Genomic DNA, 22,040 nt, shown 5'->3' with positions numbered 1-22,040 from the left:
TTATTTGATTATAAAATTCCTTGCTCTTTCATGAACTGTTTCTCAATAGGCATGATATTATCATCATCGATCTGACGAACTTTTACCTTGAGGATTTCCAACTCATCCATAATATCAACAAAGTTCTGAAAGGTAGAACCCGATGTTGGTTTTACCAGGACAACGAAGTCGCCTGCAACACCAGAAGCATCAGCTACTTTTCTGTTTTTAACAATAGCATCTTCGATCTGTGAAGCTGATTCGATTGTTGGTGCGCTTTCTCCAGCTACTCCCATGTACCATGCTACCTTATTGTTTTTACCCAATAAAATGGTCATCGTTTTACTTGCTTTCAGCTCTAATCTATTTTCAGGTAACTTCTCGTTTTTATCCGGCTTTGCAATATCCATCGCTTGGGGCGTAGAGATTACTGTTGTTAAGATAAAGAAAGTTACCAAAAGAAACATTAGATCCACCATTGGGGTCATATCAACCCTTGGCGTGGCTTTCTTCCCGCCCGTGTTTAATTCTGCCATTTCTTATTTCTTCTTTTTAGCTTCAGAGTTAGTTACCAACAAAAATTTGTTTACACTCTGTTTCTGAAGTACATCAATAACCTTTTTCACAACCGGATACTCTTCTTTAGCATCACCTTTGATACTGATCCGCATATCCTGATTGTTGATCTCTTTTGTAGCCTTACGTGCGTTCAGCACCCAAGCATTCAGTTGGTTGTCGGTTGAATCAGTAGGGATACCTGGCTGAATACCTGGTTTCATACGATCGCCCGCATTCATCGCAATTAACTGCTTCAAGCTTTGAATAGGAACACCGAAACTTCCGATTCCTGAGAATCTAACTGTTTCTTCTGGTGTGAATTTCACGCCATATTGCTCACCCATCAACTGCAATGTTTTTTCTCTCACTTTCGGTCCTGCTACTTCAAAGAAAACTTTTCCCTGGCCAATGGTTAATATTGCATTGTTTTCTACCGGCACCTTAAACTCATATGTAGATGAAGGGGTAGAAACAGCTAGGGGTTCTGGTTGTCTTGCCGTAGCAGTTAAAATGAAGAACGTCAGTAACAATGCCGCCACATCGCACATTGCGGTCATGTCTGTTACTGTACTTGTCCTTTTTACTTTAATTCTAGGCATAATTTTTTTTACTAGTTTTAATAATGATGATCTTTTTTCCGGTTTTCCATAAAGCCGGTAAAAATTTTTTCAAAATTCTTATTTATGCGAACTAGCGTATGTTTGAACGATGCTGAAACCAGCCTCATCGATTGCGTAAGTTAACTTATCAATTTTAGATGTTAAGATGTTGTACATGATGATCGCCAAAGTTGATACCGAGATACCTGTCATGGTATTGATCAAAGCCTCAGAGATACCTACCGCTAATGCTGCCTGATCCGGAGCGCCAGAGTTAGCTAAACCGGCGAATGCACGGATCATACCTGTTACCGTACCCAATAAACCGATCAAAGTACCGATTGATACCAAAGTAGCAATGATAGTTAAGTTTTGCTCTAACATTGGCATTTCTAAAGCAGTAGCTTCTTCAACTTCTTTTTGGATGGCAACGATAGATTGCTCAACATCCATATTAGTATCCGCTTCAACTTCGCTATATTTTTTCAAACCAGATTTAATTACGTTAGCAACTGAACCTTGTTGTTTATCACATTCAGCTTTAGCTGCTTCGATATTACCTGCGTTTAATAAACCTTTTACTTTAATGATGAAAGAATCTAAGCTTGATTTACCACTAGCTTTACCAATAACAATTAAACGCTCGATAGAGAAAACGATTGTAGTTAATAATAAACCGATCAAAACGGCAACAATAGGACCTCCTTTGTAAGCTGTACCTGGATAGTTGTTTGGTAATGGTAAGTTTTCGTTGTTGTTATCGATGAAGTTCGACGGATCTCCCAATACATATTTCCAAATCACGAATCCGATAATGATACAAATAGGAATAACTAATGTTGCGAAAACATTTGAAGCACTAGAAGAGCTCTCTTTTTTAACAGTTGCTGGTTTTGGTGCGTTTGCCATTTTTTTTTGAATTTTTAGTTTTAGTTCTTGTTTTTAATTTTAGCTGTTTGTTCTTTTTGTACTACACTCAACGTTTCATATCCGAAATTGTTGCGAAAAACAAATTTATAAATTGATTTTAAATTACAAATTAATAAATCAATCAGCAATTAAATCGTTACTTAGAATTTTGTTCCGGTAATCACTACGGGTGTATAACAAAAAAATTGCCCCAGCCGAGGCAATTCTTTCACAATAAAAACTAAAAAAAAATCGAATTGCAAATTTTTCGTTCAAAAAATGCATTTTAAAGCACATTTAACATAATTTTAACGCCGTGTGTCTGCTTTTTGGCACTTTTGTCAGTTCAAATTGCCTGAAATTCTCCGTAAAAGCATTGGAGAGTTCATAGGCTTTTAAAAAGTATTCTTCCTGGTTGTTCCATGTTTTCGCAGGATCTAAAATTTCGTCTGGCACCCCGGGACAGCTTAATGGCATCATCAATTTAAACACGTGGTGCTGCTTATATCTATTGTGATCTAAACCGCCATTTAAGGCTGCAGCAATCATTGCTCTGGTGTAGTTCAGTTTCATCCTTTTACCCACACCGTAAGGCCCTCCACTCCAACCGGTATTCACTAGCCACACATTTACCTGGTGTTGCCCCATCTTTTTGCCTAATAACGCGGCATATTTTGACGGATGCAGCGGTAAAAAGGCCTTACCAAAGCAAGCGGAAAAAGTTAATTGTGGCTCTGTTACCCCAGTTTCGGTTCCGGCAACCTTTGCGGTATAACCGCTCATGAAGTGAAACATGGCCTGCTCTACATTTAACTTTGAAATGGGAGGCAAAACGCCAAACGCATCTGCAGTTAAGAAAAAAATATTTTTGGGAATGGCTCCTATTGAGGGTAAGATCGCATTGTCAATGTAATCTATCGGATAGGCTACACGGGTATTCTCCGTTTTACTGATGTTACGATAATCAACCTCCTGTGTACCCGGAAAAAAATTAACATTCTCCAATAATGCCCCAAATCTGACTGCTCTAAATATCTGGGGTTCTTTCTCTTCGGTTAAATCCACACATTTGGCATAGCAACCGCCTTCAAAGTTAAATACCGAATCTTCGCCCCAACCATGTTCATCATCGCCAATCAGCTCTCTTTCGGGATCGGCGGAAAGCGTGGTTTTTCCTGTTCCCGATAAACCGAAGAATATAGCTGTATCGCCATTTTTACCCCTATTGGCCGAGCAGTGCATGGATAAGGTATTATGATATACGGGTAAAATAAAATTTAGGACAGAAAAAATTCCTTTTTTTATTTCACCTGTATAACCGGTTCCGCCAATCAAAATCATTTTTTTGGTAAAATTGATGATGGAAAAATTTTCCTGCCTGGTTCCATCTAGTGCCGGATCGGCAAAGAAGCCTGGTGCCGCAAGGATGGTCCACGCTGGTGTTACCTCTAAATGATCTTCATCCGGACGAATAAACAAATGATGGGCAAAAAGATTCTGATAAGCTGTTTCGGTAATTACCCTAATGGATATGGAATATTCCGTATGGGCACAGGCAGAAGAATCACGGACATAGATTTTCTTGTCTTTAAGGTAATTGGTTAGCTTATAAAATAACTGATCGAATTTTTCAGGAGAAATTTTGATGTTAACATCGCCCCACCACACCTGATCTTCGGTGATGTCGTCGCATACAATAAAACGATCTTTAGGAGAACGCCCGGTAAACTTTCCGGTATCAACCGCAAGTGCTCCTGAAGTGGCCAACGTACCTTCTTTATTTAATAAGGCCTCATCAATTAACTCCGCTGGAGATAATTGGTACTTTACAGCAATAATATCACCGAGATTCAAATAGCTTAAATCTGGCGTTTGCAGTTTCTTTTTGCTCATAACAATAAGTTAGTTAGTGAGGCAAAGGTAAAGACTTATTACATACAAAAACGAGTTTTAAAACGTATTTTTTACATATTGTAGCAAATACACTATGATTTAATCATCTGATTTAAAACTAATTAACACATATTTTTAAACCTTAAAAAAATTAAAAATATACACTAAGTAAAATCTGATAAAAGGTTTTAGTACGTTTAAGTTTTCATGGTTATACACACTTATCATGAGTTGAAGAACTTATGCTTTTTCGATTCAACATCAATTGATCACCTAAACTACGAACGACTCCGAAAAAATCGGAGCAGACGCTCCGAAGGAGAAAACAATCAACGCTGTAAAGGCAAGCCGCTTAAATAGCAGCACCAGCCCGCATGAACTAAACCTGATAAAAGCGGCAGCTCCCAATTGCAAAAACAATAAAACAGCACTGACATCGGGACTATAGCGGTAAGCAGGGCTGCCCTATCCAAAAAGCTGCTGAAGCATCTTTTCAAAAAAACACAAATCAAACCTGCTCGTCCTGCAGGCACTGTTCATAGTGGAATGATTTGGTTTCAGGTTCAAAAAATACAGCTATTTCATTTGCTTAAACGTTTTAATAGCAATTTGGAAATAAAAATCAAAAAACATTTGCATTTTAAAAAAATAATCTTCTACTTTACGGTGTACAAAGTACACAAAGACAAGATGAATTTTAATACTTCAATTATTACAACGATTATTATTACCACCGGTATAAACCAGCGGGGCTAATTTGTTATAAATTGAAAAAACATAAAACACAGAAAGCGTCCCGATGAAGATCGGGACGCTTTTTTTTTAACCCATGCTGAATGAACCTGCACAAACGGGCATTTCAAACCAAAGTTGAATGCAGCAACAGACAGTTAAACCTCATATAAACAATGAAAGTACTCAAATTCGGCGGCACATCCGTAGGTTCGGCCGAGAACATTAAAACGCTTTTACTCCTGGTTGGCGAAGAAAAACAGAAAAATAGTCCGGTAGTTGTATTATCGGCAATGAGTGGTGTAACCAATTTGCTTACCGACATGGCCGAAATGGCTGAACGGGGTGAAGATTATAACGCACATTTAAAGGAAATTGAGGCCAGACACTTTGCTGTCATCCGTGCGCTTTTGCCTGCGGCAGCACAAAACCCTGTGTTTACCCGCTTAAAAATCTTTTTTAACGAGTTAGACGACCTGCTACAGGCCGTAAACAATCTGCGTGAATTAAGTTTACAGACAAAAGATCAGATTTTGAGTTATGGCGAACGCTGTTCTACCTTTATGATCAGCCATATTGCTTCGCAAAACATTGGTGATGCGCTTTATGTGAATGGATCTGACCTGATCAAAACCGACAGCAATTTTGGACAAGCTAAGGTTGATACTGAACTGACCGAGCTACTGATCAACAATTTTTATCAGGAAAATAAAGATAAGGTACTTTTTGTAACTGGTTTTATCGCCAGCAATGCCACCGGCAGAGTGACTACCCTGGGCCGTGGTGGTTCTGATTATACCGCGGCGGTTTGGGGTGCGGCATTAAATGCCGAAGAAATAGAAATATGGACGGATGTAAACGGCATGATGACCGCCGATCCGCGTATGGTGAAGAAAGCCTTCTCCCTGCCTGAACTGAGCTATACCGAAGCAATGGAACTGAGTTATTTCGGGGCGAAAGTGATTTACCCGCCAACCATGATACCTGCTTTCATGAAAAAGATTCCGATTGTGATTAAAAACACTTTCGAGCCTGATTTCGCGGGCACCTATATCAAAAGCGATGTAAAAACATCAAATTTGCCCATCAAAGGAATTTCTTCTATTGATCATATCAGTATTATCAACCTTACCGGAAGTGGTATGGTGGGTAAAGCAGGCTTTAGCGGAAGGTTATTCTCACTGCTTTCGCGCGAACAGATCAATGTGGTATTAATTACACAATCTTCATCAGAACACAGCATTACTTTCGCTGTAAAACCAACAGATGCTTCACAGGCCATTTGGTTAATCAAAAAAGAATTCGAGCTGGAACTGGATGCTAAAAAACTGGAACTGCCGGAAGTTGAAAATAACCTTGCCGTTTTGGCCATTGTTGGCGAAAACATGAAACGCACTCCAGGCATGAGCGGACGTTTGTTCAGCGCATTAGGCCGTAATGGTATCAACGTAAGAGCAATCGCCCAAGGTTCTTCAGAATACAACATCTCGGTAATTATCAGTGCAGCTGATTTATCAAAAGCCGTAAATGCAGTGCATGATGCTTTTTTTACTGACCTGAAAAGAACATTGAACGTTTTCTGTTTGGGCACCGGAAACATCGGCAAAACTTTATTTAAACAGTTAAGAGAGCAGATGCCTTTTCTCGCAGCCAATAACGATCTCCAGGTGAAAGTAACAGGTATCAGTAATACACGTAAAATGATCTTCAATGCCGACGGACTTTCTTTAGAAAATTGGGAAACAGAATTGAATACCGATGGTGAACAAGCAGATTTAGCCGGCTTTGTTGCCAAAATGAAAGCTTTAAACTTACCCAACTGTGTTTTCGTAGATAATACGGCCGCCGAACAGCCAATCGAATTTTATCAGGGTATATTCGAAAGCAGTATTTCGGTGGTAACCTGTAATAAAAAGGGAAACTCAGCTGATTATGCACAGTACAAATCATTCAAAGATACTGCCCGTAAATTTGGTGTTGATTTTTATTACGAAACCAATGTTGGCGCGGGCTTACCAATTATCCGCACCCTGCGCGAGCTGATGATGAGTGGCGATAAGGTAGCACGGATTGAAGCCATTTTATCAGGAACGATTTCTTATATCTTCAATAACTTTAAAGGCGATGCCGGCTTTTACGAAACAGTAAAAGAAGCACAGGAATTGGGCTATACTGAACCTGATCCCCGCGACGACTTAAATGGAAAAGATTTTATGCGTAAGATGCTGATCCTCGCCCGAGATGCTGGTTATCCTTTGGAAGCCAGTGATGTGAAAATCGACAATATTTTACCTGATGCCTGCTTAAATGCAGCATCTGTTGAAGATTTTTATTCAGAATTACAAGCCAACACTGCTTACTTCGAAAATTTAAAAAATACGGCAGCCAGTGAGGGAAAAGTTTTACGTTACATCGGCAAACTGGAAAACGGTCAGGTAGGAATCAGCCTGCAAATGGTGGATGACAATCACCCTTTTTATATGCTATCGGGCAGTGACAACATCATCTCTTTCACTACAGACCGCTACAAAACCCGCCCGTTGGTGGTAAAAGGACCAGGTGCCGGTGCTGAAGTTACGGCTGCCGGAGTTTTTGCCGATATTATCAATGTAGGTACCTTAAACAAATAGCTAGCCAATTAAAATAATGAAAAATAGTATAAAAGTTTTCGCTCCGGCAACCGTTGCAAACGTAGTTTGTGGTTTCGATGTGTTGGGTTTCGCCGTAAACGAGCCTGGCGACGAAGTTGAAATGCGATTTACCGATACACCGGGTGTGGTAATCAAAAGAATTACCGGCGATGATGGCCGTTTACCTTTAGATGCAGAAAAAAATACCGTAAGCGCCAGTGTTCAGCATTATTTAAAACACATCAACCGGTTAGATGTAGGCGTAGAAATTGAACTGCATAAAAAAATGCCTATTGGCAGTGGCTTAGGTTCAAGTTCTGCCAGTACCGTTGCCGGTTTATTTGCCATTAACAAATTGATGGGCGATTTATTAACCGCTAAGGAACTGGTTCCTTTCGCCATGAAAGGCGAAGAACTGGCCTGCGGTTATGGCCATGCTGACAATGTTGCACCGGCTTTGCTAGGTGGTTTTGTACTGGTGAGAAGTTATGAACCCTTGGATGTAATCTCACTACCCACTCCTGCAGGCATGTACGCTGCAATTGTTTATCCGGAAGTTGATGTACCCACCAAAGATGCCCGCCAGATGATTCGCAGTAAGGTGGCCTTAAAAGATGCAGTTAAGCAATGGGGGAATGTTGCAGGTTTGGTAAGCGGACTATTCATGAATGATTTCGACCTGATTGGAAGAAGCATGCAAGATGTTCTGGTAGAACCAACCCGTTCAATCCTGATTCCCGGTTTTGAAGAAATGAGAAAACTGGCAACAGAGAACGGTGCGATTGGATTTGGGATTTCAGGTTCCGGGCCATCGGTTTTCGCTTTAACCAAAGACGAAGAAACGGCCAGAAAAATTACCAAATCGCAACAACAACATTTACACAAAATAAATATTAACAGCAAAGCTTTTGTTTCTCCGGTGAATGCCGAAGGACCTAGCGTAATGTAAATAAGGTATAAGGCAAAAGGTTTAAGGCGTATGGAATATAAATTCAACGTTTTAACCCTAAACCTTCCACCCTAAACCCTACACCCTAAAATGAAACTATACTCAACTAACAATAAAGATTTACGTGTTTCTTTTAAAGAAGCCGTTTTTAACAGCATGCCGCAGGATAAGGGCTTATACATGCCTGTTGAAATACCACAGCTTGATACCGAATTCATTCAAAATATTGAGCAGTATTCTTTACCTGAAATTGCTTACAAAGTCGCTTCAACGCTATTAAAAGAAGAAATTCCGGCTGAAGATCTAAAAGCATTGATTAACGATGCCATAAATTTTGATGCGCCGGCTGTTCAATTAGATGGTAAAACATTTGTTTTGGAACTCTTCCATGGCCCATCTTTGGCTTTTAAGGATTTTGGCGCCCGTTTTATGAGCCGCGTAATGTCTTATTTCTTAAAAGATGGCGAACAGCTCCTGGATGTTTTGGTTGCAACCTCAGGAGATACGGGCGGCGCGGTAGCTTTAGGTTTTTTAGGCGTACCCAATACCAGGGTAACGATACTTTATCCGGAAGGAAAAGTAAGCCCGATACAGGAACTGCAGTTGACCACTAATGGTGAAAATATCAGGGCTATCGAGGTAAAGGGAACATTTGATGATTGCCAGGCTTTGGTTAAACAGGCTTTTGCGGATGATGAACTGAACGCAAAATTCAGGTTAACTTCCGCAAATTCAATCAATATCTCCCGATTGATTCCACAAACATTTTATTATTTTAACACTTATGCGCAGCTTAAAAAGCAAGGATTTAAGGATGTGATATTTTCTGTTCCAAGTGGAAATTTCGGAAACATTGGCGCAGGTTTATTGGCTTACAAATTGGGATTACCGGTTAAACAATTTATAGCGGCTACCAATGTTAATGATACGGTGCCACGCTTCTTAGAAAGTGGCATTTATGAAACCAGGCCTTCAACGCAAACCTATTCGAATGCCATGGATGTTGGTGCACCAAGCAATTGGGTCCGCATTATGGATTTATTTGATCAGGATGTAGAAGCGCTTAAAAAAGTGGTTACTTCTTACCGTTTTACGGATGATGAAACACTTGAGGGTATTAAAGAAATAGACAGCAAATTACATTACGTAGCTTGCCCACATACCGCGATAGCTTACCTGGCCATTGAAAAATACAGAAATGAAAACCCTGCAGATAGCAGTGCCGCTGTTTTCTTATCCACTGCACATGCCTGTAAATTCCCTGATATTTTTCCGTCGGAAATTGCTGCTAAAATCGAAATCCCAGCGCAGGTAAAAACTTTGGAAAGCAAACCTAAACATGCTGATCAGTTGGATGTGGGTTTTGAAGGATTTAAAGAATATTTGCTTAAAGGGTAATAATTAGATTGATCGTCATTTCGAGCGGAGTGCAACGAAGTCGAGAAATCTGTCTAGAGATAGATCTCTCCGTTCCGCTACGCTACAGTCGAGATGACGATTTATAAAAATGCAAATCCATTCCAACTTCTGACCTATCTCTAAAGTTAGCCGGGATTTGTAATCCTTAATCAAAAAAGTCATACAACACAAAGGTCCGGATTGCAAATCCGGACCAGCTTAAATATTTTAAGGACGTTTCGACATGCTCAACATGGACAAATTAGAGGTAAAATACAAAATATGATATAACCTCTTCTGGGAAATATATTTAATTAACAGAAGCGAAAGCTGTAGAAGTAATGCTCACGTTATTAAATGTCGCGCTTCCCGAGCTGGTGGTAATCGCTTGTCCATTAAATCTAAAAGTGCGTGAGCCCGGCGCTGAAGTATAAATGATAACCGTATAGGTGCCGGCGGTTAATGGACCATATGAACTTCCACCGGGGCCAAAATAAGCACTCACTGGCGTAGGTCCGTACAGGTAAATAGAACCGTTATCAGTAGTTCCATTACTTAAATTCAAACCAATGCTAAAAAACTTCCTGGCGCTAATTTCAGCCCGGGTATTTTGCAAAGGTAATACAGCCAGCGCTGTACAAAACAGGAATAATTGAATAAGCTTTCTCATAAGAATTGTTTTTAGTGTAGATTTATATTGGTTAATAATATAAAAATAACAAATAAAGCATTAAGTAGGATGACATTTGTAAAAATAAATAGTCATACCAATATGTTCATTAATACAATCCAATCCCGACCAGACTTATTTTTTTTGGGAACTAGCTTAAACCAAATTACAATTCTCCATAGGTCCGGATTACAAATCCGGGAACAACACATGGAATAGCTGAAGTTAGTCGGGATTTGCAATCCCGACTTTTGGACTTAGGATTTATAATCCTTATTCTTAGTGAAATTCATAAAATATGGCTTTCAAATATGCTGTTACCGATCGAAATGATATTTACTTCATTACTACAACGGTAGTGGGATGGATTGATGCGTCTACAAGAAAAGAACTGGCCGAAGTTATCATCGAGAGTCTTCGATATTGCCAATCAGAAAAAGGATTAGTTATTTATGCATGGTGTTTAATGCCAAGCCATTTACATATGATTGTTAGTGCAAAAGAAAATTACAAACTTTCGGACATTATCAGGGACTTTAAAAAATTCACTTCTAAAAAGATCATCAAAACGATTGGAGAAATCAATGAAAGTAGAGAATGGCTCTTAGATAAGTTTTCGTTTGCGGCGCGGATCAATATGAAAAACAAGGAATATAAATTTTGGCAAGATGGCTTCCATCCCATTGCTTTATATTCAAACGAATTTAAAGATCAAAAATTAGATTATATCCATCATAATCCTATTGAATCAGGAATTGTTTCTGAAGCGGAACATTATAATTATAGCTCTGCTATAAACTACGCTGGTGGTTTAGGCCTGTTGGAAGTTGTTTATTTATGATGAGGAGTTATGAACCAGATTATAAATCTGGAGAACTATAAACCCGGATTACAAAATCCGGACTAACGTCAGAAGCTGTTTATTTATGATTGAGAGCCTATAACCAGATTGTAAATCTGGAGCATTATAGGTCTGGATTGCAAATCCAGAACAACCCAAAATTGTTCATTTATGATTAGCTATTCGTACAAGATTTTGAATCTGAAAAAATATTGGCCCAGATTACAAATCAGGACCGACTTAAAGTTGTTTATTTATGATCGGATATTAATTAACCAGATTACAAATCTGGAATACAATCGGTCCGGATTACAAATCCGGACCAACTTAACAATTACTACTTAGCGCCTTGCGATTTCAGCATTTTTAGCTCATGCCTCAGTGCTTCGATCTGTTGCTGTTGCTCTTTTATGCTCGCTACCAAAAGCGGAACTAAGTTCTCATAATCCACCTTGGTAATGGTAGCACTTTTAAAAGCATTCTTCCCGGCACTATAATCTTTGGATTGTACCGAAACAATACCGGGAATTGCTGCTTTTGCATCAGCACCTACAAAACCATATTGCGGCCTGGCTGATAACTTTAACTTTTCAGCCCAGACTTTATCATAATTAAAACTTACGGGCTCCAATTTAGTAACCTGGCTTAAAGCATTCTCTACAGGTTTTACATTATTTTGCACCACTTCCTGTGCACTGATTTTAAAAGAGGCAGCGATCAAAAGCACTGCGAATGAAATTGCTCGTTTCATATCTATTAAGTATTTGAATTTTTGAAATAGAGAATTGGTTCTGTTTGTTTGAAAACAGGAAGTAAATTTAAAGAGATGTATTAAACGGATGGCGGCGGCGTTAAAACCTCTGGAAAGTATGCCAGTTGGAAAGTACGATCAGGTATGATCACCTTTTTTGTTGGCTGAAATGGGAAGTATAAGCTGGCATTAAATAAGACTCCATGCACTACAAATTCGCTTTCTGTCTTCTTTTCTTCCTTCTCAGCCGCATCATCATTTGTAGATGAAAGCTCAACATTCTGGACATAATAGCTTAAATACGAAACCACATGACTCACTTTTAATAAAAAAGCAAGTGTAATGCAGGCAATCAATATATATTTAAGACCATCAGATTTCATTGCTACAAATATAATTGCTATCCTACTAAAACAATAATTTAAGCTTAATGTTCTGTAAGAATTTGAGATATTGATGATGGTTTGTATACGACCCCGCAGATTTTTGAAACCTGCGGGTTATTTTTGCTAAAAAATATCTTTCGCAATTTGCTTGGTCTGCTCGGGGCGGCCCATGGTATAAAAATGTAACACTGGCGCACCAAAATCAATCAGTTCTTTGCATTGTTTAATCATGGCTTCCGTACCGATTTCTTTTGCTTCATTGTTATTTTTCGCATGCGATAATGCATCTGTTAATTCATCAGGTAAATCAATATGAAATATTTTGGGCAATACGTTTAATTGTGATAAGGTACTGATGGGTTTCAAGCCTGGTATAATTGGAATATTGATATCATTTTCCCTACATTTCTTCACGAAATCGAAATACTTCTGATTATCGAAGAACATCTGGGTAACAATAAACTCTGCTCCCGCTTCAACCTTCTTTTTCAAATACTTAAAATCGGTATTCATATTGGGTGCTTCGAAGTGTTTTTCCGGATAACCTGCCACACCAATACAGAAATCACTTTTAAAAGTTTCTACATCTTCGTGCAGAAATTTACCTTCATTGTGGTTCTTGATGTGCTCAATTAAATCTGTGGCATAACAGTGTCCGCCGGGGGTTGGCACGAAATTCCCATCTGCCTTACGGGCATCGCCACGCAAAGCCAAAACGTTATCAATCCCCAAAAACTGTAGGTCGATCAATGCATTTTCGGTTTCTTCCTTGGTGAATCCACCACAGATAAGATGTGGAACGGCATCAACTTTATATTTATGAATAATAGCTGCACAAATGGCAATGGTACCCGGGCGTTTACGGTAAGATACCTTTTGTAGCAAACCATTGGCCTGTTCTTTGTAAATATAATCTTCACGAAGTGAAGTTACATCGATAAAAGGCGGATTAAATTCTAACAATGGCTCTATCGCATCATAAATCCATTGGATGCTTTGCCCTTTAATGGGCGGCAATAATTCAAAAGAGAACAGGGTTTTACCCTTTGCATTTTTTATATGGTCTGTAATCTTCATACCCCAACCCCTAAAGGGGCTTTAATTTTAATTTGTAAACGATTCCCTCCCCTTTAGGGGCTGGGGATTAATAAGCTAAATTCGGACTTAACCACCGCTCCACTTCTTCAACCGGCATATTTTTCCTGGTGGCGTAATCTTCAATCTGGTCTTTGGTAATTTTTCCCAATCCAAAATACCTCGAATCAGGATGGGCAAAGTAAAATCCACTTACCGCAGCTGTTGGATACATGGCATAACTTTCGGTTAAGCGTAATCCGATTTTATTTTCGGCATCAAGTAATTCGAACAATGTTCCTTTTTCAGTATGCTCCGGGCACGCAGGATAACCTGGTGCCGGACGGATCCCCGCATATTCTTCCTTAATCAATTCCTGGTTGCTTAGGTTTTCATCCTGGGCATAACCCCAAAATTCTTTACGTACACGTTCGTGCATGCGCTCGGCAAAGGCTTCTGCCAAACGATCGGCCAGTGCTTTGGCCATAATGCTGTTGTAATCATCGTAATTGGATTCAAACTCATTCACCAGTTCGTCAATCCCGATCCCTGCAGTAATCGCAAATCCACCAAAATAATCCTGAATTCCGCTTTCTTTCGGTGCAATAAAATCTGATAAAGCATAATAAGGCTGTCCATCTACTTTTTCTGCCTGTTGGCGAAGGGTGTGGATTTTGACTAATTTGGAGTTTGGAGTTTGGGGTTTGGAGTCTCCCAACTCATCACTCTCAACGCTCAACTCGATGTCGTCTCCTACCGCATTCGCTGGCCAAAAACCAATTACAGCTCTTGCGGTTAGTAATTTCTCGTCGAGGATGCGTTTTAACAGAACCTGTGCATCGTCAAACAGTTTTTTTGCTTCATCGCCTACATTTTTATCGTCGAAAATTTTAGGATAACTGCCCCGGAGCTCCCAGGTGTGAAAAAATGGTGTCCAATCGATATATGGAATCAGTTCTTCTAAGGGATAATGATCAAAAACCCTGGTGCCTGTAAATTCCGGAACAGGCAAGTTCGGCTGAAAATTAATCTTGAACTTGTTTGCACGCGCTTCTTCTAAAGTTTTAAAGCGTTTATCTGAACGTTTATTTAAATGCGCTTCTCGTGCTTTATCATATTCAGCTTTGATGCCAGCTATATAGTCATCTCTCGTTTCAGGGTTCATCAAGGTACTGCAAACGGTAACACTTCTTGAGGCATCTAATACGTGGATAGCTGGTCCTGAGTAATTTGGCGCCACTTTAACCGCTGCATGGATACGTGAAGTAGTAGCTCCACCAATAATCAATGGAATAGTAAAACCTTCGCGTTCCATTTCCTTGGCAAAGTGAACCATTTCGTCCAGCGAAGGCGTGATTAAACCACTCAAACCAATAATATCAGCATTTATTTCTTTGGCTTTTTTGATGATATCCTGCGCCGGAACCATCACACCCATGTCTACAATTTCGAAGTTATTACAGGCCAGTACTACGCCTACAATATTTTTACCGATATCGTGTACATCGCCTTTCACGGTAGCCATCAACACTTTTCCGGCTGAAGAATTCTGATCCTGATCGGGATTGTTCAGTTTCTCCTGCTCAATAAAAGGCAAGAGATAAGCAACCGCTTTTTTCATTACCCGGGCCGATTTTACCACCTGGGGCAAGAACATCTTTCCGGCCCCAAATAAATCGCCCACAATATTCATCCCGTCCATCAATGGTCCTTCAATAACCTGGATTGGACGGTCGTATTTCTGACGGGCTTCTTCTACATCATCATCCAGGTACTCAACAATCCCCTTAACCAAGGCATGGGATAATCTTTCCTCTACTGAACCTTTTCTCCAGCCTTCGTCTTTAACCACTTCTTTGCCTTTGGTTTTTACCGTATCGGCATATTCAACCAACCGTTCGGTTGCATCTTCCCTGCGATTTAACAGTACATCCTCCACCCTTTCCAGCAACTCAGGCGGAATTTCCTGGTAAACCTCCAGCATACCGGCATTTACGATACCCATATCTAAACCCGCACGTATGGCATGATATAGGAAAGCCGAATGCATGGCTTCGCGCACAACATTATTTCCCCTAAAGGAGAAAGAAATATTAGAAACCCCGCCGCTTACCTTGGCGTGAGGCAGATTTTCTTTGATCCATCGGGTGGCATTAATAAAATCGACTGCATAATTATTATGTTCCTCCAGTCCGGTTGCCACCGTTAAAATATTAGGGTCGAAAATAATATCTTCCGGCGGAAAGCCGATTTCATTTACCAAAATATCGTAACTGCGTTTGCAGATTTCGATCCGGCGCTCATAATTGTCGGCCTGACCCTGCTCATCAAAAGCCATTACCACTACAGCTGCACCATATTGCATAATTTTACGGGCACTCTCGCGGAATTTATCTTCACCTTCTTTTAAAGAAATGGAGTTAACGATCCCCTTTCCCTGCAGGCATTTTAAGCCGTTTTCAATCACCGACCATTTTGATGAATCAACCATGATCGGTAGTTTGGCGATATCTGGTTCGGAGGCAATGAGGTTTAAGAATTTAGTCATGGCAGCTTCCGAATCCAGCATTCCTTCGTCCATGTTCACATCAATTACCTGTGCACCGCCTTCAACCTGCTGCAGTGCAACGGCCAATGCAGCCTCATAATCTCCACCCAAAATCAGTTTGGAGAATTTTGGAGATCCGGTAATATTGGTCCGCTCTCCAATGTTCACAAAAATACTTTCTGGCGTAATGGTTACCGGCTCCAAACCGCTTAAACGCATATATTGTGGAAGTTCAGGCAATTTTCTGGGTTTGGCTTTTCGTGCATTTTTTGCAATGCAGCCAATATGTTCTGGCGTAGTACCACAGCAGCCCCCAACAATATTCACAAAACCCGAGGCAATAAAATCATCAACCAGGTGGGCGGTTTCGTGCGGCTGTTCATCGTAAGCACCAAACTCGTTCGGTAAACCTGCATTTGGATAAGCCGAAACATAACAACCTGCTTTTGTAGCCAGCTCTTCAATATGCGGGCGCATTTCTTTTGCGCCCAAAGCACAGTTAAAACCAATACTGAGCGGTTTTGCGTGCATTACAGAGTTTAAGAAAGCTTCGGCAGTTTGCCCGGAAAGTGTTCGTCCGGAAGCATCGGTAATGGTACCAGAAATCATGATTTCGAGTTTACGCCCGATTACCTCTTCATATTTTTTAATGGCTACAATAGCCACTTTAGCATTTAAAGTATCAAAAATAGTTTCAATCAACAATACATCCGAACCACCATCTACCAAACCACGTACCTGCTCATAATAAGCTTCTTCCAGCTCATCAAAATAAACTGCCCTAAAACCAGGATCGTTTACATTCGGCGACATGGAAAGGGTGCGGTTTGTTGGGCCGATAGCACCGGCGACGAAACATTTACGATCAGGATTTGCTGCCATAAATTCATTTACAGCTTCTTTTGCCACCCGTGCGCCTTCAAAACTCATTTCGTAAGAAAGATCTTCCATTTGGTAATCGGCCATGGAAATGCGCTGTGTACTGAATGTATTGGTTTCAATAATATCGGCACCAGCCGCCAGGTATTCCAGGTGTATGGTTTTGATGATATCCGGACGCGTAATGTTGAGCAAATCGTTATTGCCTTTCACGTCACAAGGATGGGATTTAAACCGCTCTCCCCTAAAATCCGCTTCGCTTAAGTTATATCGCTGAATCATGGTACCCATTGCACCATCGATCACCAAAATACGTTTCTCTAATTCTTCTCTTATACCCATTTGCTGTTGTAAGATTTGAGATATGAGAGGTTAGATATGAGAATGGATTAGACGTAATGTCTAAAATCTCAAATCTACTTTCTCGAGTCTCTAAAGGCTTATTGAAAAAGTTGGTACGTGAATCGTAATCCTAAACTTATCTGTTTCCGCTATTTGCAGAATAGAATTTAGCACCTTGTAGGCTACAGGTTGCTAAGACTTCGTTGGGTCTAATCCCTCCGTCTTTCTTAATAAGCGTACAAAAATGCAACAAAGCATGATCAATTCCAAAAAATATCGCTTTGCCGCCAAATAAAATTACAAAGGCCATGCAATTCTGCACGGCCTTAAGAATATTATTCTGTTATAAGATCTATCTTCTGCTACCGAAAATACGTAGTAAGAAGAGGAAAATGTTGATAAAATCAAGATATAAATTCAAAGCAGCCATTATAGCTAATTTCTTAGTATCAGCCTCGGGAATAGCTTCTCCGCTTTCTTGAATCCCCATTCCAATTCTTTTAATTTTCTGAACATCGTAAGCTGTTAACGCTGTAAACACTGCAATACCTATAAAAGCCATGATCAAGCTAAACTGCTCACTTTTAATAAACATATTAAGAATACTGGCAATGAATAAGCCTGCTACTCCTACCATTAAAATCGGGCCAAATTTACTTAAATCAATATTAGTGGTGTATCCCATAAATGCCATAATTCCAAATATTCCGGCTGCAGCAGCAAAACAGGTAATTACAGATGCACCGGTATAAATAAGCAGAATAAAACTTAAACTAACACCTAAAAGTACCGAGAAAAGCACAAAAACCCCTAAAAGGGCTCCGTAAGATAATTTGTTAAAACCAGCACCCATTAGCAGAACTAGGCCTAATGGTGCAAACATGGCTACATAACCTAAACCCGTTCTTTGTCCGGTTTCGAAATTGATCAATGCGTGCAAAGCAGGCTCGCTATTAGAAATATAAAAGGCAGCGATTGTAGATAAACTTAACGCCACAAACATCCATAAGAAAACGTTGGCAAAGAATTTTTTAGAAACAGATCGTTCCTGAACGAAAACACTGTTGTCTTGATATTGATAATTTTGTTGTTCCATTTTAAATTTATTTTAGCAATTATTTGTAGAAAGAAGTAAAACCTTCAAAACTTAAATCTTCATCTATTTTCTCCCAATGTATTCCAAAAGGTGAAATGGTATAATCCTCTCGCTCCTCTTCACTCGCGTTTAATAGTTTTGGAAACCAGCTTAAGGGATGGCTTTTACTTTCTCCTTTTAACGTCTTAATGAAGATTCGATTATTTTCAAACCACACTTTTATTTTATTTTCCATGATATTCGTGCCACTTTGCAATAATAATTTCTTTATTCTCTTCTATCAAAGATTGTGCAAGATTTATATCTTTGTTCTTCAGCCCCTTATTACTGACAAGTTTAACTTCTTCAACTTCAAATTTAGCCTCACCATCTGCATTTCTGACATGTACGTGTATCGGCAAATGATCATTTGAATAAAAAAGAAACGCAGTCCAAAAATTATAAATAACGTAGGCATTATAAACTCTAAAATAAAAACTTAGTTCAATCTTTTTGTCAGCAGTTCTTCAACTTTTTTAAAAAACTGTAATGGTTTTAGCGTACGCCATGGCAGATTATCGAATGCACCGCCAAAGTTAATGTAGTAATCAATGCTGTTATCACGGAATTCGCTGATCACGTGTTCCTGAAAATTCACCCCAACAATCCAGCCATCTTCCACTTCCTGAAACCATTCTTCATAATAGCTATCATCTGATGCATGAAAATTCAGTACATTTTCACCGATCAGGATAAATTTATTAAGCCCTTCATCCATCATCATCTCCAAAATATCGCGTTTCAGCAACATGATATCATTATTAATGGCGTCGTTCCACTCCCCTATAAATTCTATAATGACGTAACTTCGATCATAATCAGCATACAATACCTTCATGTATAAGGTATTCGAGCCAAATTCATCCCACTGCGGGTGCAGCAAAAAGTTATAAATCTGCTTATCGAAGTAAAGTTCCGAATATTCGGTATTGTAAAATGGCGAACGCTCATCTTCTGCCGAAATATAATCATCTCTCCACTGGTAATAAGGCTCAATCTCGTGCATACTTTTTTTAATTATTGAAGAATTGAGTTTTGAATGAGTGAATGTTAAGATCCTTTCTGCATCACATCAATCTTCAGCTACTCATTTATCATTCTCTCATTTTTAATGTCCTGCTTCCACCGCTTTACGTACACTTCCATAACGGGTTAACAATTCAGCTGCTTCATCGTAGCCAATGTTCAGTTCGTTGGCCACCATTTGTGTACCACGGTCGACCAGCTTATGATTAGTTAACTGCATATCGACCATTTTATTGCCAACTACACGCCCCAGTTGAACCATAACTGTGGTACTCAACATGTTTAATACCATTTTCTGCGCTGTACCAGATTTCATGCGGGTAGAGCCGGTAATAAATTCAGGGCCAACCACCACCTCAACCGGAAAATCCGAGGCTGCGGCAATAGGTCCACCGGTGTTACAAACAATGCAGCCTGTCAAAACTCCATGCTTACGTGCCGTTTTTAATCCGCCAACCACATAGGGAGTAGTACCTGATGCTGCCAGGCCAACCAAACAGTCCTTTTCATTGATCTCAAATTCCTGTAGGTCTTTCCAGGCCTGCTCCGCGTCGTCTTCAGCAAATTCTACTGCTCTTCTAATCGCAGTATCTCCGCCGGCGATAATCCCAACAACCCAATCAAAGGGCACACCGTAAGTAGGCGGACATTCTGAGGCATCTACTACACCTAAGCGACCGCTGGTCCCTGCACCAATATAAAAGAGGCGACCGCCTTTTTTCATTCGCCTGGCCACGGCCGATGTTAACTTCTCGATTTGAGGCAAAGATTTTTCAACCGCGAATGCGACAGTTTTATCTTCGTTATTAATGCCCTGCAAAACTTCCAATACCGACATCTGATCAATGTGGTTATAGTTAGATTCTTGCTCGGTAACTCTATTCATAAATTTAATTTTGATAAAATTCGGTAAATTCTTTTTAAAAACTAGGCTAAAAATCTAAAAAATATCTGCTATTAATTTTAACCAACGGTACCAGGTGTTATTTAATGTTAAATATTATAAACAAAAGACATGAAAATGCAGTTAAAAAATATATCAACCCGCTAATTTTCATAAATTTGCAGTAGCGCCAATGAAAAAAAATACCAGAAACAACATACTCATCGCCTTAAGCTATTCTGTTATCTTGATAGTAGGCATGTTTTTGGGCATCAAATTCATTAAAGATCAAGGCTTTGGCGTTAAAAAAAATCCTCAGCTTGCTCAGAACAGCGATGAAAAACTAAGCGAAATCTTACATATCATCAACGGTAATTATGTTGATGACATCAATACCGATTCACTTCAGAATTTACCGATAGATAGTGTTCTGCACCAGCTAGATCCGCATAGCGTTTACCTTCCACCAACCGATGCGCAGGATATGACCGATAACCTGGAAGGAAATTTCGAAGGTGTAGGTATAGAATATTATATGCTTAACGATACCATGATGGTTACGGGTGTAGTGAAGGATGGACCAGCATACCAGGCAGGAATTAAACTGGGCGATAAAATCCTAAGTATTGATACTGCTGTAGTGAGCGGACGAAACCTACCTAAAGATCAGCTTTCCGGTCGTTTTAAAGGCAAATCCGGAACCGGGGTAAGCGTAGTGCTTTTACACCCGGGCGCATCACAGAGCAACCGCATTATGGTTACCCGTGGCAAAGTAAACATCAGCAGCATTGATGCCGCTTATATGATTAACAACGAAACCGGTTATGTGAGGATCAGTAAATTCGGCGCCAATACAGATAATGATTTCGCTGCTGCAGCCAATAACCTGAAGGCGAAGGGCATGAAAAAATTGATTCTCGATTTACGCGATAACGGAGGTGGTTATTTTACCGCAGCTACAGGTCTGGCAGATCAGTTTTTGGGCGAGAACAAACTCATTGTGTATACACAGGGAAAGCATGAGCCACGCACCGATTATTTTTCTACCGGAACCGGATCTTTCCAAAATGGCAAACTGGCTGTTTTGATTAATGAAAATACCGCTTCGGCCAGCGAGATTGTAGCCGGAGCTATACAAGATTTAGGCCGTGGAATTATTGTTGGCCGCCGTTCTTTTGGTAAAGGTCTGGTACAAGAGCAATTTGCTTTTGGCGATGGCTCTGCACTGAATTTAACTATCGCACGATATTATACACCATCCGGCAGAAGTATCCAAAAATCGTATAAAAAAGGTTATGACGCTTATAAACATGAGTTAGACGAACGGATGATGGACGGGGAACTTACAGGAGACCGTACTTCTTTCCAGGATTCTATCGAGAAAGCCGAAGGAGTAAATATTCAACCGAGCAAAAAAGTCAGACCGGTTGGCGGAATCCAGCCAGATATATTTGTAAAATTGGACACCAATGGCTATAATAAGTTTTACAGCAATTTAGTTAGCAAAAAAATACTTTCGGATTACGTGTTTAATGTACTTACAAATAAATACAGCGCCAGTTTTGTAGAACAGAACATTAATATCTTTACGATAAATGACAACGATTTTAAGGATTTTATCGGATTTCTTCAACGCAAAAACATAGCCATAGATCGCTTTCAATTGTACAATTCAAAAAATGTGATCTTAAACGATCTTAAAGCTTTATTGTGTCGCTATTATCTGGGCGATGTAGGCTATTATAAGGCTGTAAACCAAACCGACAATGCGGTAAGGCAAGCACTCCTTAACCTTCAATAGCCGTATTTTATATGTTTCGGCTATATGATTAACTTACCGATTTAAAATTATATTTTA

At 39.7% G+C, this 22,040-nt stretch carries 19 protein-coding genes and 1 riboswitch; of the genes, 5 read left to right on the top strand and 14 right to left on the bottom strand.

Going from position 1 to position 22,040, the window contains the following annotated elements; all coding sequences use genetic code 11:
- Positions 1-8 precede the first annotated feature (8 nt).
- The 4 genes from QZ738_RS11120 to pckA form a co-directional block, all read right to left on the bottom strand.
- Positions 9-515: a biopolymer transporter ExbD gene (locus tag QZ738_RS11120; protein ID WP_293787504.1), complete on the bottom strand. Its 507-nt coding sequence runs from the start codon at positions 513-515 to the stop codon at positions 9-11.
- A gap of 3 nt (positions 516-518) precedes the next feature.
- Positions 519-1,136: a biopolymer transporter ExbD gene (locus QZ738_RS11115; protein WP_293787502.1), complete on the bottom strand. Its 618-nt coding sequence runs from the start codon at positions 1,134-1,136 to the stop codon at positions 519-521.
- Between the two features lie 78 nt (positions 1,137-1,214).
- Complete coding sequence (locus QZ738_RS11110; RefSeq protein WP_293787500.1) at positions 1,215-2,045, bottom strand: MotA/TolQ/ExbB proton channel family protein; 831 nt, start codon at positions 2,043-2,045, stop codon at positions 1,215-1,217.
- Positions 2,046-2,342: 297 nt separating this feature from the next.
- The gene (gene pckA, locus QZ738_RS11105; RefSeq protein ID WP_293787498.1) at positions 2,343-3,938 is read right to left on the bottom strand and encodes a phosphoenolpyruvate carboxykinase (ATP); all 1,596 of its coding nucleotides are present in this window, start codon (positions 3,936-3,938) and stop codon (positions 2,343-2,345) included.
- Between the two features lie 908 nt (positions 3,939-4,846).
- Between pckA and thrA the strand changes: the two genes are divergently transcribed.
- The 3 genes from thrA (at position 4,847) to thrC (ending at position 9,647) form a co-directional block, all read left to right on the top strand.
- Entirely contained in the window at positions 4,847-7,300 is a 2,454-nt protein-coding gene (gene thrA, locus QZ738_RS11100; protein WP_293787496.1) for a bifunctional aspartate kinase/homoserine dehydrogenase I, read from the top strand.
- 16 nt (positions 7,301-7,316) lie between these two features.
- Complete coding sequence (locus tag QZ738_RS11095) at positions 7,317-8,249, top strand: homoserine kinase (RefSeq protein ID WP_293787494.1); 933 nt, start codon at positions 7,317-7,319, stop codon at positions 8,247-8,249.
- A gap of 90 nt (positions 8,250-8,339) precedes the next feature.
- Entirely contained in the window at positions 8,340-9,647 is a 1,308-nt protein-coding gene (gene thrC, locus QZ738_RS11090) for a threonine synthase (RefSeq protein ID WP_293787492.1), read from the top strand.
- Between the two features lie 310 nt (positions 9,648-9,957).
- On the opposite strand, the gene QZ738_RS11085 is transcribed toward thrC, so the two are convergent.
- On the bottom strand, positions 9,958-10,317 hold the full coding sequence (locus QZ738_RS11085) for a hypothetical protein (RefSeq protein WP_293787491.1): 360 nt from the start codon (positions 10,315-10,317) through the stop codon (positions 9,958-9,960).
- A gap of 298 nt (positions 10,318-10,615) precedes the next feature.
- Here QZ738_RS11085 and QZ738_RS11080 point away from each other — a divergent pair, with 298 nt between their 5' ends.
- On the top strand, positions 10,616-11,158 hold the full coding sequence (locus tag QZ738_RS11080; RefSeq protein ID WP_293787489.1) for a transposase: 543 nt from the start codon (positions 10,616-10,618) through the stop codon (positions 11,156-11,158).
- A gap of 337 nt (positions 11,159-11,495) precedes the next feature.
- Here the strand turns inward: QZ738_RS11080 and QZ738_RS11075 are convergent, their stop codons facing one another.
- The 9 genes from QZ738_RS11075 to murQ form a co-directional block, all read right to left on the bottom strand.
- Positions 11,496-11,909, bottom strand: coding sequence for a tail fiber domain-containing protein (locus QZ738_RS11075; protein ID WP_293787487.1), 414 nt, complete (start codon positions 11,907-11,909; stop codon positions 11,496-11,498).
- A gap of 80 nt (positions 11,910-11,989) precedes the next feature.
- Positions 11,990-12,292 (bottom strand): hypothetical protein, encoded by a 303-nt coding sequence (locus QZ738_RS11070; RefSeq protein WP_293787485.1) that lies wholly within the window; start codon positions 12,290-12,292, stop codon positions 11,990-11,992.
- Positions 12,293-12,418: 126 nt separating this feature from the next.
- Positions 12,419-13,372 (bottom strand): methylenetetrahydrofolate reductase [NAD(P)H], encoded by a 954-nt coding sequence (gene metF / locus QZ738_RS11065; protein WP_293787483.1) that lies wholly within the window; start codon positions 13,370-13,372, stop codon positions 12,419-12,421.
- 67 nt (positions 13,373-13,439) lie between these two features.
- The gene (metH, locus tag QZ738_RS11060; RefSeq protein WP_293787481.1) at positions 13,440-17,138 is read right to left on the bottom strand and encodes a methionine synthase; all 3,699 of its coding nucleotides are present in this window, start codon (positions 17,136-17,138) and stop codon (positions 13,440-13,442) included.
- Between the two features lie 133 nt (positions 17,139-17,271).
- Positions 17,272-17,375, bottom strand: a riboswitch (SAM riboswitch).
- A gap of 115 nt (positions 17,376-17,490) precedes the next feature.
- Complete coding sequence (locus tag QZ738_RS11055) at positions 17,491-18,234, bottom strand: Bax inhibitor-1/YccA family protein (protein WP_293787479.1); 744 nt, start codon at positions 18,232-18,234, stop codon at positions 17,491-17,493.
- Positions 18,235-18,253: 19 nt separating this feature from the next.
- Complete coding sequence (locus tag QZ738_RS11050; protein WP_293787477.1) at positions 18,254-18,469, bottom strand: DUF2442 domain-containing protein; 216 nt, start codon at positions 18,467-18,469, stop codon at positions 18,254-18,256.
- A complete protein-coding gene (locus QZ738_RS21330) occupies positions 18,459-18,680 on the bottom strand; it encodes a DUF4160 domain-containing protein (RefSeq protein ID WP_367268585.1) in 222 nt (73 codons plus the stop codon). The genes QZ738_RS11050 and QZ738_RS21330 overlap by 11 nt, the downstream gene beginning before the upstream one ends.
- A gap of 32 nt (positions 18,681-18,712) precedes the next feature.
- Positions 18,713-19,279 carry a hypothetical protein gene (locus QZ738_RS11045; RefSeq protein WP_293787475.1) on the bottom strand — a complete coding sequence of 189 codons (567 nt, stop codon included), beginning with the start codon at positions 19,277-19,279 and terminating at the stop codon, positions 18,713-18,715.
- A gap of 102 nt (positions 19,280-19,381) precedes the next feature.
- On the bottom strand, positions 19,382-20,185 hold the full coding sequence (gene murQ, locus QZ738_RS11040) for an N-acetylmuramic acid 6-phosphate etherase (protein WP_293787473.1): 804 nt from the start codon (positions 20,183-20,185) through the stop codon (positions 19,382-19,384).
- A 190-nt stretch (positions 20,186-20,375) separates the two neighbouring features.
- Here murQ and QZ738_RS11035 point away from each other — a divergent pair, with 190 nt between their 5' ends.
- Entirely contained in the window at positions 20,376-21,983 is a 1,608-nt protein-coding gene (locus tag QZ738_RS11035; RefSeq protein ID WP_293787471.1) for a S41 family peptidase, read from the top strand.
- Positions 21,984-22,040 lie beyond the last annotated feature (57 nt).

The organism is uncultured Pedobacter sp. (genome assembly GCF_913776295.1).
GTDB lineage: Bacteria > Bacteroidota > Bacteroidia > Sphingobacteriales > Sphingobacteriaceae > Pedobacter.
The sequence above is the reverse complement of the archived record's forward strand: the minus strand, read 5'-3'. Positions and strand labels throughout refer to the sequence as shown.